Source organism: Thermoanaerobaculia bacterium, from assembly GCA_035593605.1.
Lineage (GTDB): Bacteria > Acidobacteriota > Thermoanaerobaculia > UBA2201 > DAOSWS01 > DAOSWS01.
In genome coordinates this window covers 104,626-120,481 of the sequence record DAOSWS010000010.1, presented here as the reverse complement: position 1 = coordinate 120,481, position 15,856 = coordinate 104,626, and the positions used below count along the sequence as shown (strand labels likewise).

8 protein-coding genes are annotated in these 15,856 nt (G+C 57.6%); 4 read left to right on the top strand and 4 right to left on the bottom strand.

The genetic code is table 11. The features are described 5' to 3' along the window. Positions 1 to 121: 121 nt before the first annotated feature. Entirely contained in the window at positions 122 to 715 is a 594-nt protein-coding gene (locus tag PLD04_06905; protein HXK68058.1) for a hypothetical protein, read from the bottom strand. Between the two features lie 157 nt (positions 716 to 872). Between PLD04_06905 and PLD04_06900 the strand changes: the two genes are divergently transcribed. Further along, positions 873 to 1,085 carry a hypothetical protein gene (locus tag PLD04_06900; GenBank protein ID HXK68057.1) on the top strand — a complete coding sequence of 71 codons (213 nt, stop codon included), beginning with the start codon at positions 873 to 875 and terminating at the stop codon, positions 1,083 to 1,085. Between the two features lie 66 nt (positions 1,086 to 1,151). On the opposite strand, the gene PLD04_06895 is transcribed toward PLD04_06900, so the two are convergent. Further along, positions 1,152 to 8,072, bottom strand: coding sequence for a S8 family serine peptidase (locus tag PLD04_06895; GenBank protein ID HXK68056.1), 6,921 nt, complete (start codon positions 8,070 to 8,072; stop codon positions 1,152 to 1,154). A 277-nt stretch (positions 8,073 to 8,349) separates the two neighbouring features. Between PLD04_06895 and PLD04_06890 the strand changes: the two genes are divergently transcribed. Further along, complete coding sequence (locus PLD04_06890; GenBank protein ID HXK68055.1) at positions 8,350 to 10,023, top strand: carbamoyltransferase C-terminal domain-containing protein; 1,674 nt, start codon at positions 8,350 to 8,352, stop codon at positions 10,021 to 10,023. Further along, positions 10,013 to 12,343: a DUF2723 domain-containing protein gene (locus PLD04_06885; protein HXK68054.1), complete on the top strand. Its 2,331-nt coding sequence runs from the start codon at positions 10,013 to 10,015 to the stop codon at positions 12,341 to 12,343. The genes PLD04_06890 and PLD04_06885 overlap by 11 nt, the downstream gene beginning before the upstream one ends. Here the strand turns inward: PLD04_06885 and PLD04_06880 are convergent. Beyond that, positions 12,288 to 12,797, bottom strand: coding sequence for a hypothetical protein (locus tag PLD04_06880; protein HXK68053.1), 510 nt, complete (start codon positions 12,795 to 12,797; stop codon positions 12,288 to 12,290). The two genes, PLD04_06885 and PLD04_06880, sit on opposite strands and share 56 nt — an antisense overlap. A 122-nt stretch (positions 12,798 to 12,919) precedes the next feature. Between PLD04_06880 and PLD04_06875 the strand changes: the two genes are divergently transcribed. Then, positions 12,920 to 13,492, top strand: coding sequence for an HD domain-containing protein (locus tag PLD04_06875; GenBank protein ID HXK68052.1), 573 nt, complete (start codon positions 12,920 to 12,922; stop codon positions 13,490 to 13,492). Positions 13,493 to 13,513: 21 nt separating this feature from the next. Here the strand turns inward: PLD04_06875 and PLD04_06870 are convergent, their stop codons facing one another. Further along, positions 13,514 to 15,856, bottom strand: coding sequence for a 3-hydroxyacyl-CoA dehydrogenase NAD-binding domain-containing protein (locus PLD04_06870; GenBank protein ID HXK68051.1), 2,343 nt, complete (start codon positions 15,854 to 15,856; stop codon positions 13,514 to 13,516).

The following is a 15,856-nucleotide window of genomic DNA, read 5'->3' as shown; positions in this document are numbered from 1 at the left end:
TCCAGATTCCCTACCGTTCCAATTAAAAACAGAATCGTTTTTCAGTGGACCCTAAGTATTATCTCATTCGAGTATCTTCCTAGTAAATAAGTCTGAATCTGGTAAATTTCAAGGGGAGAGCTCAGGAGGAGGGTAAATCTCCTCCTGACAGTCGTTCAAGCATCCGAGGCCAATCCTTCGGCCCGCAGCTTTGCATCCTGGGATTCCCGAGCTGCTCAAACAACGATTGAAACTTCCTGAACACCTTTTGCGAGGTAAAGAAAAAGAGGACGACCCCGCCCACCCGTGCGCACTTCCGCACATTCCCCACAACATCAGACTTCCCCGTTTCCACCTCCACGAACAAGCGCAGATCCCCTCTCACCGCACAGAGATCCACCGACAGCCCATCGCCAAGCGCGTACTCAACCTCCACAGAGAACCCTAGACCTTCCAGCTGCCCGGCCAGTTCCACCTTCCAGAACTCATGCTCCACGCTCGCCCTTCGCCCAGGAGGAAACTCATGCCCATACTCCCTTGCACGCACCTCGCCCGAATCCGTCAACGAAAGAATGCGAACCCGCCCGTGTGGCGTTGTGACGTTCTCCACCCGGACAAGCCCTTTCCCTAACAGCTTGTTCTTCACTGCGTTCCCCGTCTTCTGATTCCAGCCGAGCCGCTCATAACGAGCAGTCATCTTCGACACCGGATACAGCAATACATCGGAGAAGAGCACGCACTCCTGCTCCGATGCTGGCTATGAAATTACTAGAGGTGTCTCCAGATAACTGTGTGAACGAATCCTGATCCACTGCGTACAAAGAGAAAAAATGGTTGTGCACCCTGTCCCTCTGTGGTAGGGTACGAAAAGAGTTTTATTGTCGGGAGCTATGATGCTGGTGTCACTGCGACAGAAGGTCAAGGAATATGTTCTGAAGCGGAAAGAGGCGTTTGCCCTCGGGGGGGCGGTGCTGGGGCTCCTGATCTCCTTTCAGATCCTGATTGCCTCCTCTCAGAAGATTCATGCCGGATCACTTATGAAAAATATCGGGATGGCGATTTTCAGCTTCGTGCTGAAGCACTTCTTTCAATTTGAAAACATCTGATTTACAGGCTCAGTATCCATAAAAAAAGCCCCCCGTGCGGGGGGCATGAATGGTAAGCATAAAAGGTCAGGGGGCGCAGGAAAGGCCGGCATCCCGCCCGGCAATTCCCGCTGTTCCTTCTCCGTTTCCGTTGAAGGCAGTCACCAGGTAGTAGCGGTTTTCGCTCCCCGTCGGGCTCAGGTCATGACGCATTGTTCCGTCACCGAGATCGGAGGGAGCCGCATCACAGGCATTCGTTCCCGCGGAGTCGTGGTCGTAGAAGTTCCCGAGCGTACCCTCGTAGACGTTGTATCCCGTCGCTGTGGTGATCTTCTCGAACGTAAGGCAGTATCCCGTGGAACAGGCGACCATGGTGGAATCTTTCTCGATCTTGAGCGGGAAAGAGCTTCCGGAGGCGGACACTTCGTCCGGTACACCCTGGCATTCCGTCATCGAACAACCCCCCGTTCCTGCAAGGGTCACGACGATGTCGTCGAGGTGAATGTCGTTCCCATATCCCGATATTCCGACAAAGCCGATCCATAGATACGGTTCATCCAGGTAGGCGGAGAGATCGACCGTGTGCTCCTGCCAGGAGTCCTCCGATGCATCGTACCGTTGAAAGAGGGCACCCGTTACATTGGCAAACGCTGTTCCGTCGGTGGAAACCTGGACCTGTAGACGGTCATTGCTCGTACTGTACCCGTCATCATGGAACATCCAGAAGGTCAGGGAGGCGTCGGTGGCTCCAACGGTGGAGAAGCTGTTGACCGTGCGGAGACGGACATCATTCCCGCTGTACACGCTGTAGGAGTTGAAATAGATCAGATTGGGGGAAGAGTGGGATGCATACCCGGAAGGATTACGCGTTCCGGCCCGGGTCGCCCAGGCCCCGGATCCGCCGTTCACCTGTTCGACGGACCATCCGGAGGGGAGCGCCGGGGGAGTGACGCCGGGTTCAAAGGACTCAGAGACCGGCGTGGGCGGGGTGAGAAGCCCCGTTGTGAGCGTAAAGGAATCGGACCAGCTTCCCCCGTCGTCAGCTGTAATCAGAAGGTCAAACTCCAGAAGCTCATCACAGGCGACGGAATTTCCCACGTGGACCGTGAAATGGGGGAAAAGGGACACTTCGCCCGTCAGGGGATCGATATCGGGGAAACCGGCAAGGTTGCCGGAGGGGGGGAATGTCACGCCCGGGGTCGTCGAAGACAGCGTTGCCTGTACACCGGTCGCGGGGTCAATGCCGTTGTTGAAGAGCGTGACAACAATTTCCAGGTCTTCGCCGGCATCGATGATGTCGTCTCCGCCCGAACCCGTTCCACTGCAGGAATCGGTAAAGGAGTAGCTGTCCAGCGCGAGGCTGGCACCGCAGGGCATTGGGCCCCGGATCTCGATATCATCGATGTACCATCCTTCACGGTTAATACCGCTGTCACTCGTGAAACGGAACCGGATCTTCACCGGCCCGGAGAAGGCGGAAAGGTCATAATCCGCGGCCTGCCAACCGCCGCTGGAACCGGCATACCGTGGAACAATATCGGTGTACGCTCCTCCATCTTCACTGATCTGGACGTAGCAGTAGTCATATCCCGATTCCGTTTCGTACCACTGGTTAAAGAGGAGGTGGAAGCTGTGACCGGGAGAGCCGAGGTTAATCGTTCCGGACTCCAAATCGGTCGTAGTGCTGGCCAGGTAGGTGGCCGTGCAGGTCGGGGCATCACTGGCTCCCGCCTTCCATGCATAGGATCCGGAAGCCGCGTGACAGGTGTCCCGGTGCCAGATTGTGGCGGTATTGGACGTCGGAGTCCAGGTTCCAACACCCGCCTCGACATCGTCAGGACCAAAGAGCTGGGCGGTTCCATACGTTTCAAAGGAGTAGTAGCTTGCTCCATTTGTGTCGGTTGCCGTGTTGGAAAAGATATCGGTGGATTCAACATAGAAATAGTACGTCGTGCAGGGATCAAGCCCGGTGACCGGAATCGAATGGGAGGTTACGAGGGCGGTATCACTGGCCTCGGATCCGGAGGGTGGTGACGTGTCTGACCAGACGGCACGGCTGTCGGAGGATTCATCGGTATCCCAGGTGATGACCGCACTCGAATCGGTGATGGAGGTAACCTGGACGTTGGAGATCACGGGAGGCTGGCACTCCGCCGAGGCCGTATCGGTCTTTACTACATCGGTCCCGCCCAGGCCGTCGTCGGCGTCGGTATAACGGACGGTGATCGTGTCTCCTGCCGAGAGGCTCAGGAGGTTGTCTCCGTGCACGGGAGCTGTGGAGGAGGTTGTGAAGGTCCCGGTATAGATGCCGCTGTAGGCGGGATCCTCCGAGAGGCTGACATCCTCCGGAGTCGTTTCGGTGTCGCTGAAGAGCTCGACCGTCACCGTTCCCATTCCCATGAGATCGGCATCGCGAAGAAGTACGGAAAGTGCATCGGAACAGCCGTAGAGGGTGTCGTCCAGTTCGACCGTTCCATCGGACGTGGGACAGCTTTCGGGAGGGTACTCAAAGGTGATGGACCAGGCGTCGAGGGTTCCGGTGTCCCCTCCCGCATCATCGGCCACCTTCAGGGTCCAGTTCCCGAGTGCACTTCCCAAGTCAAACGCGGACAGAGCCTGGTCCGGTTGAAAGGAGCCCGTGAATGGAGGGGTTCCGCTGGCGATAGGAGTTCCCGCTTCATCATCGAATGTGGTGTTGGTGTAATTATCGCCGGTCGATCCGTGATCAAGGCTCAGGGCGATCTGGGTCAAGTCGGGCCCGATGAGATAAATATCCACATCTCCATCGTAGGGGTGCGTAATGGAAAGCGTGACATTCACGTCCACGACAGTTTTATCGTCAGGTACCGAAATGGTGGAACTGACTCCGGTGAGATTCCCATCTGGAATCGGAAGCGGAAGCCCGGAGGCAGCGTAGGTCGGGTTCGTATTCACGATCGTCGTAAAAGTGTAGTAGCTTCCGCTGTTGTCGTCCAGGGCATGGTTAAGGGAGGGATCGGTGGACTCAACGAAGAAGAAGTATTTGGTGCAGGAATAGAGTCCCGTGAGCGTGAGGCTGTGGGAGGTGACGTAGCTTCCCTCATAGTTGATATAAGCCGACGGGGAGGGATCGTTTTCGTAGGTCACCCGGCTGTCGGCGACTTCGTTGGTGTCCCATGTCACGGTAGCACTCGAGGAACCGATATTGATGACCTGCACATTGGAAATCATCGGGGGAGTACAGTCCGCCGTGGCCGTGTCTGTCTTGGATACGTCGATGCCGCCGTTTCCGTCATCGGCGTCGACGTACATGACCGTGATCGTATCCCCATGCGTAAGGGAGAGAAATCCGTTGGAGGGTGGAGCCGATCCAGTCGTGGTGATTGTCCCGATGAAATTCCCTGAATTAGCCGGTGATTCGGTCAGAGTAACGGTTTCTCCACCCGGTTCTGTGGTGGAGTTGATCGTGACATTCTGGGTTCCGTTCCCCCGCAGATCGCGGTCTCCAACATTAATGGAAATCGTGTCCCCGTCACAGTTGTACGTGTCCCGGTCAAGGGCCACGGCTCCGTCGCTGGTGGCACAGTCCGTGTTGACCGATGCGAAGGTCACCTGGATGTCGTCCAGGTAGAACCCTTCCACTTCGAAACCGCCGTCCGAGGAGAAGTTCCATCGGATCTGTACCGTCTGTCCGGCGTAAGCTGCGAGATTGTGCGTATACTGGGCCCAGTTCGTAAGGCCGCTGTTATCACTCGGACCATTGAAACATTCCTGGCTCAGCGAGTAATCGCAGGCGTTGATGGGAGAGCTGACGCCACCCCCGGTGCTGAAATCACCGGGATAGGTTTCATTGGGGGCCAGTGTGGACCAGGACAGTCCTCCATCGGTGGAGATTTCCGTCACGACCCCGTCCCATTCCCATTCGACATTCATCCGGATCCAGTAGCTGAGAACAGGGGACGTGGCCGGCTGGAGATCCAGGGGCGGAGTCGTGGCCGCGGCGCATTGGCCGGCTGCGTATGCATTCCCGTCTTTCGCGTTGTGGTAAGAATAGGTGCCGCCAGTCGTGTGGTTTTCCTGGTTGGTCACCCTCCATTCCCCCTCCAGGAAGAGCTTGGCGTTGGTGTCTCCGCCGTCGTCGCTGAAGGTCCCAGGAACCCTTCCGGCTGCCCATGGAGTTCCCATAATCATGACCGTATTTGCGTCTTCGTTTCCACCGTTGTGGTTTCCCCCGTTAAGCGTTGTACTATCCTCGGCCCGGACGATGTAGTAGTAGGTAACCATTGGATCGACAAGGTAATCGGTACATGTAATTTCGGTTGTGGATTCAATCAGGTTGGAAGGTCCCGGGGTGAAGTAGGGCGTCGTGTCGCGGTAGACGTTGTACCAGAGCGTACTTGCATCGGGACAGTTGCTCGACCCTGCTTCCCAGGAGAGAACCAGATCGCAGAGAGGTGAGGACATGTCATTATTCACGGATACCAGTCCGGCGAAGGTCGGGAAGAGGTTGCAGTTTCCAGTGTACTTATCGCTGGCCTCGTTGGAAGGATCGCTTTCCCCGCAGTTGTCTGTTGCCCGTACCCGATAGGTGTACCAGTACCCGCCCTGGACCGTTGTGTCGGTATAGGTTGTCCCGGACGCGGTTCCCACGAGGGTGAAGTCTTCCGGGGAAGGGGAGGTACCCGGCGCCCGGTAGATGAGGAAGGATGTGTCGCTGCTGGTCCATGACAGATCGATCCCCGTTGAGCCGTTGTTTGTCGCGGTGAGACCGGTGGGGGCGGAGGGGGCGGTTGCGCAGGTGGCAAAGGTGGCCACGAGGGCGTACCCCTGCCGGTCGCTGTAGGGAGCCGTTCCCGTACCCGGCACCGCCGTGCCCTTTACACGCAGGGTCCAGGTTCCCGTGGCAGGGCTGTTCAGGACAAACCCTTCGATGGGGTTCAGGACATCGGCGGTGCCGCCTGTTGTGGACTGTCCGTTGTTAAATACATTTCCACGGTACGTGGTGCTGCCGGGGGAGACAACCTCCAGGTCGAGATTATTGACAAGATTCACGGAGGCCAGGGTCGTCGACTCGGGATCGCTCCAGACCAGGTGTACCTTCAGGGGCTGGGAGGAAGACTGGACGTCGATCTGGTACTCAACCTGCTCCCCCGTGGAGAGGCCCTCCGAATGGCGGACGTCCCATACCCGAAGCTGACGCGAATCTCCATCAAAGTAGAGAACGTTATCCAGGTGGGTGCGGCCCCACCCCTGGTCCATAGAGGGAATGTGGGTAATGGTGGAGCTGGTCGCGTAGTCCGTTCCTGTCATTTCCATCGCGCCGTTGACGATCGTCGCCTTCATGAGTGCCCCCGATGGGGTCATGGCGTCGGCGGAAGTGGCTGTACCGGAGGGATAAAAGCCATCGGTGTAGTACTGGCGGATCAGGGCGAGAAACCCCGACGTGGTCGGTGTCGCCATTGACGTGCCGCTCATGGTCTTGGGACTGCAGTTGTTGTCGGTGTTGCTTGTCGATCCCGAGGCGGAGTTGATCGAAGATCCGGGAGAGCAGACATCGGGTTTGAGCCTCTGGTCGTCCACTGGACCCCGGCTGTAATCCATCAAATTATTGGCCTGGGATGAGCTTCCATTCGATGTCGCCCCGACGCTGACGATGCTCTTGGCCGTGGCGGGAGAGCCGATGGAACCGTCTGCAGATCCGGTCCCGGAGTTCCCCATGGCGACGGAGAAGAGAAAATCCTCATGACGGAACATGAACTCATCCATGTCCATCGCCGTGGCATCATAGATGCTTTCCGTCGTGCCCCAGGAGTCGGAATGGATCCGTGCCCCGGCATCGTACGCCTGCTGAAACATGTCGGAGAGGTCGCCGGCCAGGCCGCTTAAGCTACCCGATGAATCGCCCACGTCCTGCATGACGAGCCGGGCGTTGGGGGCCATTCCGTCCCCGGAGTTGTGGCCGGTAACCGGGTTGGGATCGGAGAGCGCAGCAAAGTTATCTCCCAGGACCGAACCTGAAACGTGGGTCCCGTGGTAGGAAGCGGACCCCGTATCCCACTCGTCGGCCCCCGGTTGAACGTAGTAGGCGATGACCTTGTTGTATGGATTGCCGCCTGTTCCGTCCATAAGGACTCCCGTGTCCGGAGGGATCAGATGCTGGACGGAAGTCTTACTTTCATCGGTGCTGTCATACCGGAAGTAGCACATGTCGTTATCAAGGCCGGAATCGTTCACGCAGACGACCTGGCCCTGTCCCGAAATTCCATGGTTCCAGATCGTGGCAGAGAGGGAATAGGTGGTTGTGTTGGCTGTATCGTAATTTTGCCCCACCCAGATGGAATTGTCGTTCAGAAGCTGTTTTTCCAGGTAGGGCATGATGGAGAGGACGTCCTCCATTCCCGACAGGGTGTCCAGAATCTGTTCCAGGTTATTTCTGTCAACCATGCAATCCAGCCGTCCCTGCCGGTGGTGATATTCTGAAGTAAGAATCTTGACGCCATCCATCTCGCTTTCCAGCACGTGGGCGACCTTGAGTGCATCCCTTCCCGGCGCCGTGATGACTTCAATCTCTACCGTATCTTTATTTTGTTCCCATACCATGGGGTCAATCTTGGCCCATTTGGGCAGACGGAAGGCTGCACGAATCCCGGAAACACTCTGGAGAGAATTCAGAGCTCCGGCTTTCACTCGAACCAGGTAGGCATGATTGGGTATGTAGTAGAGCCTCTCCGTAATGTAGGGATTCAGGCTCTGTGCCATGTCCCGGGTTGGGGTACGGTCGAACTGCACGATGCAGAGGATCTCCCCGGAGTCGGAGTCCCGCCAGCCGGTGAGCCCGTAGGCCGATTCATCCGGGATCCCTTCCAATGGGTCTATCTCTCCTGCCCGGAGCAGGATCAGGCTTGAATTCAGAACCTTCTCCGTCACCTGCTGAACCCGAGGGATGGACGAAAGCTCGTTCTTTATATCGGGTCCGGGAGAAAAGAGAAGCACGAAAGCCACAACGGCGGTAAGGACGGAATTCAGCATGAGAGGCCTCCAGATGGTAGATAAAAAAATATAGTCATGCTCTGCGATGAGATTTGGATCAAAACCTCTGAGAGAGGAAAGGACAGGTCGTTTAGTTAAGAGGAGGAAGGGGGGTTGGAAAGGTCGCCAATTGTTCTCTCAAACGCTGTAAGCATTTCCTCTCGAGAATACGGGAATGATATCGTAAAGTCAAGGAAAAATCGAAGGGATAAATAGAAATCGGCGGTCCCGGGCTGGATTCGTACTCCTCTGCGGATCGGCTATATAATGAGATCCAATGATTTCCCTGGGGATTCACGCCTTTACCCACGATGCCTCCGCCGCCCTCTCTATCGACGGCCGCCCGGTGGCCTTCGCGGAGGAAGAGCGCTTTTCCCGGATCAAGGGAGATCCTGAATTTCCTTACCGTTCCATCCGGTTCTGCCTCAATACCTCCGGAGTCAGTGCAAAAGATATTGACCGTGTCACCTTTCCCTTTCGGCCGGAACGGGGTGCTTGGAAGCGGCTGACGTACCTTTCACGAAACCCTCTTACTGCCGTTAGCCGTTTTCTGGATCTCTGGCAAAAGGGCCGAAGGATGCAGGGAATCGGAAACCGGCTTTTTTCTCTGGATATTCACGCTCCCGTCACCCATTCGGACCACTACCTGGCCCATGCCCTTGCAGTCTTTCTTGCTTCACCCTTCGAACAGGCTGCGGTGATGGTTCTGGATGGAGTGGCGGAAGCATGGTCCGGAGCCTTCTATCGGGCGGAGCGCTTTCCCGCACCCCGCCTGACCCGCCTGGGCAGGCTCCCCTTTCCCCACTCCCCTGGCCTGGTCTATGCCGCCGTGACGGAGCATCTCGGGTTTCGCCACAACCGGGAAGAGGGAAAGGTCATGTCGATGGCGGCCCTGGGGGATGATCGCTACAGGATTGACTTTGGGTCCGTCTTCCAGGTTCATGGATTATCCCTGCAGACAGAGAGGAAGTGGTTCGATTTTGGAGGAACCTGGACAACGCCGATCTTTCGAAAGGTCTTTGGCCCTCCACGCAGGGAAGGGGAACCTCTGGAAGATCGGCACTTTGCCCTCGCCCGGGTCCTTCAGGAGAACGTGGAGCGGGTCAGCCTTCACATGGCGAAAACTCTGCTGGACAAAACCGGGTGCCGGGACCTCTGCTTCGGGGGGGGGATGGCGCTGAATCCGGCCCTGAACGGAGCCCTGCGGCAAACATCCGGCTGCGGCAACCTCTACTGCCTTCCCGCGGGAGGAGATGCGGGAACGGCCCTGGGAGCGGTACTGATGGGGAAGGCCGATCCACACTGGTTTCTGGAACATCCCTATCTGGGGTACGAAGCCTCCAGGGAAGAGCTGGGCGGTGCGGTTCAAGCACTTGGGGAAACGCACATCGTGCTGGAAAAAGATGCAGTCCTAAAAGCCGCGGAACTGCTGGCAAAGGGAGCCATCGGGGGGTGGTTCCGGGGGAAGTCGGAGATGGGACCCCGGGCCCTGGGGCACCGCTCCATCCTGGCCGATCCAAGAAGCAAAGGTGTTCGAGACCGATTAAACCGGGCCATAAAGCAACGGGAATCTTTTCAGCCCTTTGCCCCGGCTGTCCTTATCGATCGATGTCGAGACCTCTTTCCCGGCGTGGTATCAAGCCCCTATATGCTCCAGACCTTTCTCCTGCCCGAAGAGACCCGCGCCCTGATTCCCGCCGTTATCCACGAAGACGGGACATCCCGGATCCAGACCGTGACACCGGGGGATGGTTCGGGACTGGATGAACTTCTCCTTGAATTTGAAGCGCTGACCGGTCTCCCCGTTCTGCTGAACACCTCGCTGAACGGTAAAGGCGAACCCCTGGCCAACTCCCCGAAAGATGCCGCCGCAATCTTCGAACGGTGCGGCCTCGATTTTCTGGTACTGGAAGATATTCTGGTCATGAGGAGAAACTCCTGTGGGCCGTGAACGGTGGATCGTTCTCGCTCTGCTGGGGGGACTCTACCTGTACACCATGGCACCATCGGTTTACGTGCACGATGCCGGGGAACTCACCACGGCGGCCTGGACCCTGGGAATCGGTCATCCCCCCGGGGCTCCCATGTACATGATGTTGTGCAAGCTCTTTCTTTCCGTGGTTCCCCTGGGCCACATCGCATGGCGGGCCAGCCTATTTTCCGCCGTGATGGCGCTTCTGGCCTTCTGGATCCTTGCAGGCCTTGCCTTCCGTATCACGGGCAACCGGGTCCTGTCCCTGACGGCCGCCCTGGCGGCAGGTCTCTCCCCGGTACTCTGGTCCCAGGCGGAGATGGCGGAGGTGTACACGCTGGAAGTTGTCCTTCTCCTTCTCTTTTTCTCCTCACTGCCGAAAAAACTGGATGACGATTGCCCACCTCTTCTGTCCGCTTTTCTCTGGGGACTTCTCCTGACCTGCCACATGGGTCTCGTGCCTCTGACGCCTCTGGTCCTGGGACTCCTTGCCTGGCCCGTCCGGAGGGATTTCCGTACCTTTCTGGTTCGCCTCATCCGTATCGCTCCCGCATTCTTACTGCCCCTTTCCCTCTATCTCTACCTGCCCGTGCGATCTCTTCAAAACCCTGCAATGGACTGGGGAAACCCCGAAACCCTCCAGAACTTCTTCTGGCATCTAACCAACCGGCAGGTCCGGGGTCGGATGCTGACGTTGCCGGTCGGAGCCTACCTCACGCGAACCTTTGAATATGTTCACATCCTCTGGTCGAACCTTCTCCTCCTTCTCCCCCTTGCCATGGCCGGCCTGTGGTTCGGATGGAAGCGAAAGAACCTTTTGGCCTGGATGGCTCTCCCTGTTGTTCTGGCCGATGGTGCCTTTATCGTCTTTGCCGATACCGCTCCCCTGGCCTCGGAAGCCTACGCCATTCCCTCCGTCATCGGTCTTGTTCTCCTGTCTCTCTTCGCCCTTACCGACCTCCATCAACGGTACAGATGGATGGAAGCCGGAAAATGGATGGTTCTGGGAGCCGTCCTTGCCTGGTCTTTCGTTCCCTTTCCCTACCGGGACGTCCACGAAAACCTTATTATCAGGGACACCGTGGAGGCCGTACTTGCCCAGGTGCCTGCCGGAGGTGCTCTCTTTACCTGGGAAGACAACACAACCTTTCCCCTTGCCTACCTGACATTAGTGGAAGGAGCCCGTCCCGATATGGATATATGGGACCGCCAGGGCAATCTCTTTCAGACCGTGTACGACCGGCCTCTTTTCCTTCTGAATGAGGGAGAGCTCACACGCTACAGACAATCGAAAGAGGAGCCGAAGGTGACCGCCCTTCTGAAAGAGGGCCGGGCTGTTGTCTTCTCGGATCCCTTCCTGGAGTACATACCGACTTCATGGCATCTGCTTTTCACCGGTACAGTGGCACAGGCCGTGCTGCCGGGAACCCGGGTTTTACCCGCATTACCGCCGCCTCAACCCAGGGTGAACGCCAGGCCTGACTGGATGAGCCGGCAGGTCCTGGCCTCCGATCTGGTTCGAAGGGCCAGGGGCGGGGACGGGGGAGGAGAAGCTCTTGCCCGGGCCCTGTACCTTTCCGACCTGGCTCCTCTTGACCTCAGGATTGCGCAGATGGCCAGAGATTTCGGAGACCATGATCTTTCCCTGAAGTCCCTCGATCAGGCTCTGAAGATTGACCCTTACCTGGCTCCCGCTTTAAGCCTGAAAGGCTTTATCCTGCTTCAATCGGGGAAAAACGAAGAGAGCCGGGCAGTCCTCAAACGGGCCATCGATCTTGATCCCTCCCTGCCCCAGCCGCCTTCGACCCTGGGACTTCTGAGCGTCGAAGAAAAAAAGTGGAAAGAGGCCGAAGCCTGGTTCAGCCGATCCCTGGAGCTGGATCCCGGCCAGGCGGCTACCCTCTACAACCGTGCGCGGGCCCGTCTTCAGCTCGGTAAGACCGAAGGAGCGAAAGAGGATCTTGTTTCAGCCCTTCAGGTGGATACAACCCTCTTCCCGGCGCGTTCCCTCCTGCTGGACCTCCTGCGACAACAGGAAAGCCTGGAGGAATCAGAGGCTGTGCTCTGCGGAATCTGCAAAGCCCACAAGCCCTCGGATCTTTCTCCCGAATGGCTTGCGTCGTTCCTGGTCCACGCCTCCCGGCTCCATTTTCCCTCCTGTATCCACGACTGGCTTATCGGATCCGGTCTGGAGGAGCCCTGGAAAACGGTGGCGGACAGTTATTTAAAAGTGGAATCGGGTGTCAGGAGAGAGAAAGAAATACCACCCAGAGAGCAAGGAAAGTTAGAGAGAGACTAATTTTCCACCGGCAGAGGAGGGAGCGGATCCACCAGGCTCCCCAGGAAACGGCAAGACAGACGACAGAAAAAATGTAGAGAAAGAGGTTGGGATCCCGAGGGGATCCTGTTTTGTTCTGATTTGTGAGGAGATCCCGGTAGGGCTGGTAGAAGGAGCGGAGCCCCAGGATCGATCGCCGGGCTCGATCGTGAACCTCAAAGGCTGTAACGGAACCTTCACGCTTCATTTCGTCAGCCCATGACGTCAATTCAACGGCCGCGCGGCGGCTGTACGGGTTGAGCGGGGCATAGTAGCCGATAGCGGTCTGGTACTCCATTACGGCGGGCAGCACCTCTCCCGACGCTCTGTGTTCCCGGGCCCGGTCCAGATGGATCCGGGAACCGAGGGTCACCCGGATATGGATGGTAATGAATGCCGCGAGCAGGACACCGGCCGTGAGAAGAAGGCGTTTCATCGGATCCCATTGTACACGGGCCGGCCCGCAATTCTCATACTCGGTGTGTAGTGGGGGGGGATGGCTGAAAACCCGGTTCATGCGGGCTGAGGTATGATGAAGGAGAGAAAGGAGTGGTCATGATCCCTTCGAACCGGTTTGTTCAAGTCCTCGAATGGGCCGTCCGCCTGCATGGCAAGCAGAAACGGAAGGGAACGGAAATTCCTTACATCGCCCACCTTCTCGGTGTGGCCAGTATCGCCATGGAATTCGGTGCCGATGAGGAGGAAGCCATGGCGGCGCTCCTCCATGACGCGGTGGAGGATCAGGGCGGGAGCGAGACGCGGGAGGCCATACGAAGGACATTCGGGGACAGGGTTACCCGTATTGTTATCGGGTGCACCGACAGCGAGGAGACCCCCAGGCCACCATGGAAAACGAGGAAAGAGGCCTACCTGGCCAGGGTGTCCACCTTCGATCGATCGATTCTTCTTGTTTCCCTTGCGGATAAGATCTACAACCTTCGGACGATTATACGGCTCTACCGCGACCAGGGTGACAGCCTCCTGAAGAAGCTGAAAGGAGGGAAGGAGGGACGACGATGGTATTACAATGCTCTTGTTGGTGTTTTTGGCGACAACCCCGAAACGCCCGGGGAACTCCTGAAGGAGTTCACCCGGACGGTTCAGGAATTTAATGATCTGGCAAAAGGCTGACGACTGCTGTAAAGTTTTTACTCAGTTCCGGAGGGGTTTTCCCTTCTTCAGCATGTAGCCCATCCGTTCCTGGGACTTCGGTTCCCCGGCCAGGCTCACGAAGACTTCCCGCTCGATATCCAGCATGTACTGCTCGTCAAGGGGCGTGATCCCGTTTGCCCGTTCACCGCCCGTCAGGACATATGCCAGCTTCTTGCCGATGAGGGCGTCGTGCTCGCTGATCGTTCCGGCATAGCGGAAGTTGTCGATCGTCGACTCGACGGCGAGCCTTCCTCCCTCTCCCGGAAGAATAAGGTCATCAGGAGGTGACGGAGGATTGTAGTTCTCGGCAAGGGTCAGGACTTCCTGCTTGGCCGTGGCCAGGAGGTGGTCCCGGGAGAGAACGATCTTCGTGTCGTGCGGAAAATACCCCAGATCGATGGCTTCATATGCCGACATCGAAACCTTCGCGAATCCGATCGTTTCGAAGGCCTTCTGAACCGGAGGAAAGGGACCGAACTTCCTGACGGGCGTGCAGCGGTGGATCGTCTCCAGAATCCGCAGGTTTCCGCCGGCGCCCGGGATCAGACCGACCCCGACCTCCACGGCCCCACAGTAGAGTTCGGCGAGGGCCACTACCCGGTCCGCCGGGGCTGAAATTTCATATCCGCCTCCCAGGCAGACGCTGAAAGGCGCCGCCACAACCGGGAATGGAGCATACTTCATGGCCTGACCCAGGTCCTGAAAGGTCTTGGATACCATGGCAAGCATGTCATACTTCTTCGCCCGTGCCAGTTCCAGGATCATGGCGAGGTTGGCACCGGCGCAGAAGTGTGTACCGTCATGGGAGATCACGAGACCCCGATATCCCTTTCTACCAACGTAGGCCAGAGCCTGTCCGGCCATGTCCAGAATGGAGGCGTCAATCGGGTTGAACTCCGGTTGAAGGATGGAGTGAAAGGCGAGGCAGGCGACACCGTCGTCAAGATCGACAAGGGAGGCGCACCAGTTTTCCAGAAGGGTTTTACCCTTCGCCTTCTGATCCGCCAGAACGACGATATCCTTCGGGACAGGCAGGGGTTCCATTACCTTTGATTCCATCTGGAAGTAGACACGCCGTGCTTCCTCGTCCCTTCGGTAGAAGCTGTCTTCCCCTGCATCGAGGAGATCCTGAACGATGGGAGGAATCTTTTTTCCTTCCGCTTCCATCCGGAGGGCCGTCGTGTGAACCCCCAGGGCGTCCCAGAGCTCAAAGGGTCCGACATCCCAGCCGAATCCCCATTTCATGGCATTGTCGATCTGGACGATGTCGTCGGAGATTTCCGGAATCCTCCTGGCGGCATACGCAAGGGTTCCCATCGTCAGCTCCCAGGCAAAGGTGCCGGCGATGTCGGGGTTGAAGACGAGGGCCCGGATCGATTTCAGCTTGTCCGTATGGCGCCGGGCCACACCGATCCCATCCATCCGCACCTTCTTTTGAGGTGTGTATTCCAGGGTCTCCAGATCGAGGGAGAGGATGTCCCGGCCCTCCTTTTTGTAAAAACCCTCCCCGCTTTTCTGACCCAGACGCCCGGCTTCGATCAGCTTCTGAAGGACGTCGGGAACCTGGAAAAGGTTCCGGGCTTCATCGTTCGTGCACCTGTCATAGGCGGTTTTGGCCACGAAGGCCAGGGTGTCCAGGCCCACGATGTCGGCCGTACGATAGGTCGCCGACTTGGGGCGGCCCATGACAGGTCCGGTCAGCTTGTCCACCTCTTCCACGCTCAGGCGCATCCGGCGGGTCAGATCCAGGGCCAGCATCATGCCGAAGACCCCGATCCGGTTGGCGATAAAGTTTGGCGTGTCCTTTGCGTTCACGATGCCCTTACCCAGCTTCCGGGCAATGAAATCGGACATCTGCTGTACGGTAACGGGGTCGTTGTCCGCTCCGTTCACGATCTCCACCAGCTTCAGGTAACGGGGCGGGTTGAAAAAGTGAGTGATAAAGAAATTTTTCCTCATCCCCGCGGACATGTCCGCGGTAAGGTCAGAAAGGGCCAATCCGGAGGTGTTGGAGGTCACGATAGTTCCCGGAGCCATGACGTCACCCACCCGGCGGTAGAGATCGGTTTTCCAGTCCAGGCGTTCGGCAATGGCCTCAATCACCCACTGGCATTCCGAAAGCCGGTCCAGGTGCTCGTCGTAATTTACAGGGGTGACCCGCTTCGTGAACCGCTCATGATAAAACGCTTTCGGCTTAATCTCGGTTGCCCGTTTTAATCCTCCTTCGGCCAGATCCTGGTTTAAATCGAAGAGGTACGTGTGGAAGCCGGCATTGGCGAAGTGGGCGGCCAGCTGGCTGCCCATCACGCCGGATCCGAGCACGCCGATCTTTTGAATATCCAT

What these genes read in the sequence shown, in the direction of transcription:
- PLD04_06900 (HXK68057.1), top strand. Translation starts at nt 873, where the DNA reads ATGCTGGTGTCACTGCGACAGAAGGTCAAGGAATATGTTCTGAAGCGG.
- PLD04_06895 (HXK68056.1), bottom strand. Translation starts at nt 8,072, where the DNA reads ATGCTGAATTCCGTCCTTACCGCCGTTGTGGCTTTCGTGCTTCTCTTT.
- PLD04_06890 (HXK68055.1), top strand. Translation starts at nt 8,350, where the DNA reads ATGATTTCCCTGGGGATTCACGCCTTTACCCACGATGCCTCCGCCGCC.
- PLD04_06880 (HXK68053.1), bottom strand. Translation starts at nt 12,797, where the DNA reads ATGAAACGCCTTCTTCTCACGGCCGGTGTCCTGCTCGCGGCATTCATT.
- PLD04_06870 (HXK68051.1), bottom strand. Translation starts at nt 15,856, where the DNA reads ATGGATATTCAAAAGATCGGCGTGCTCGGATCCGGCGTGATGGGCAGC.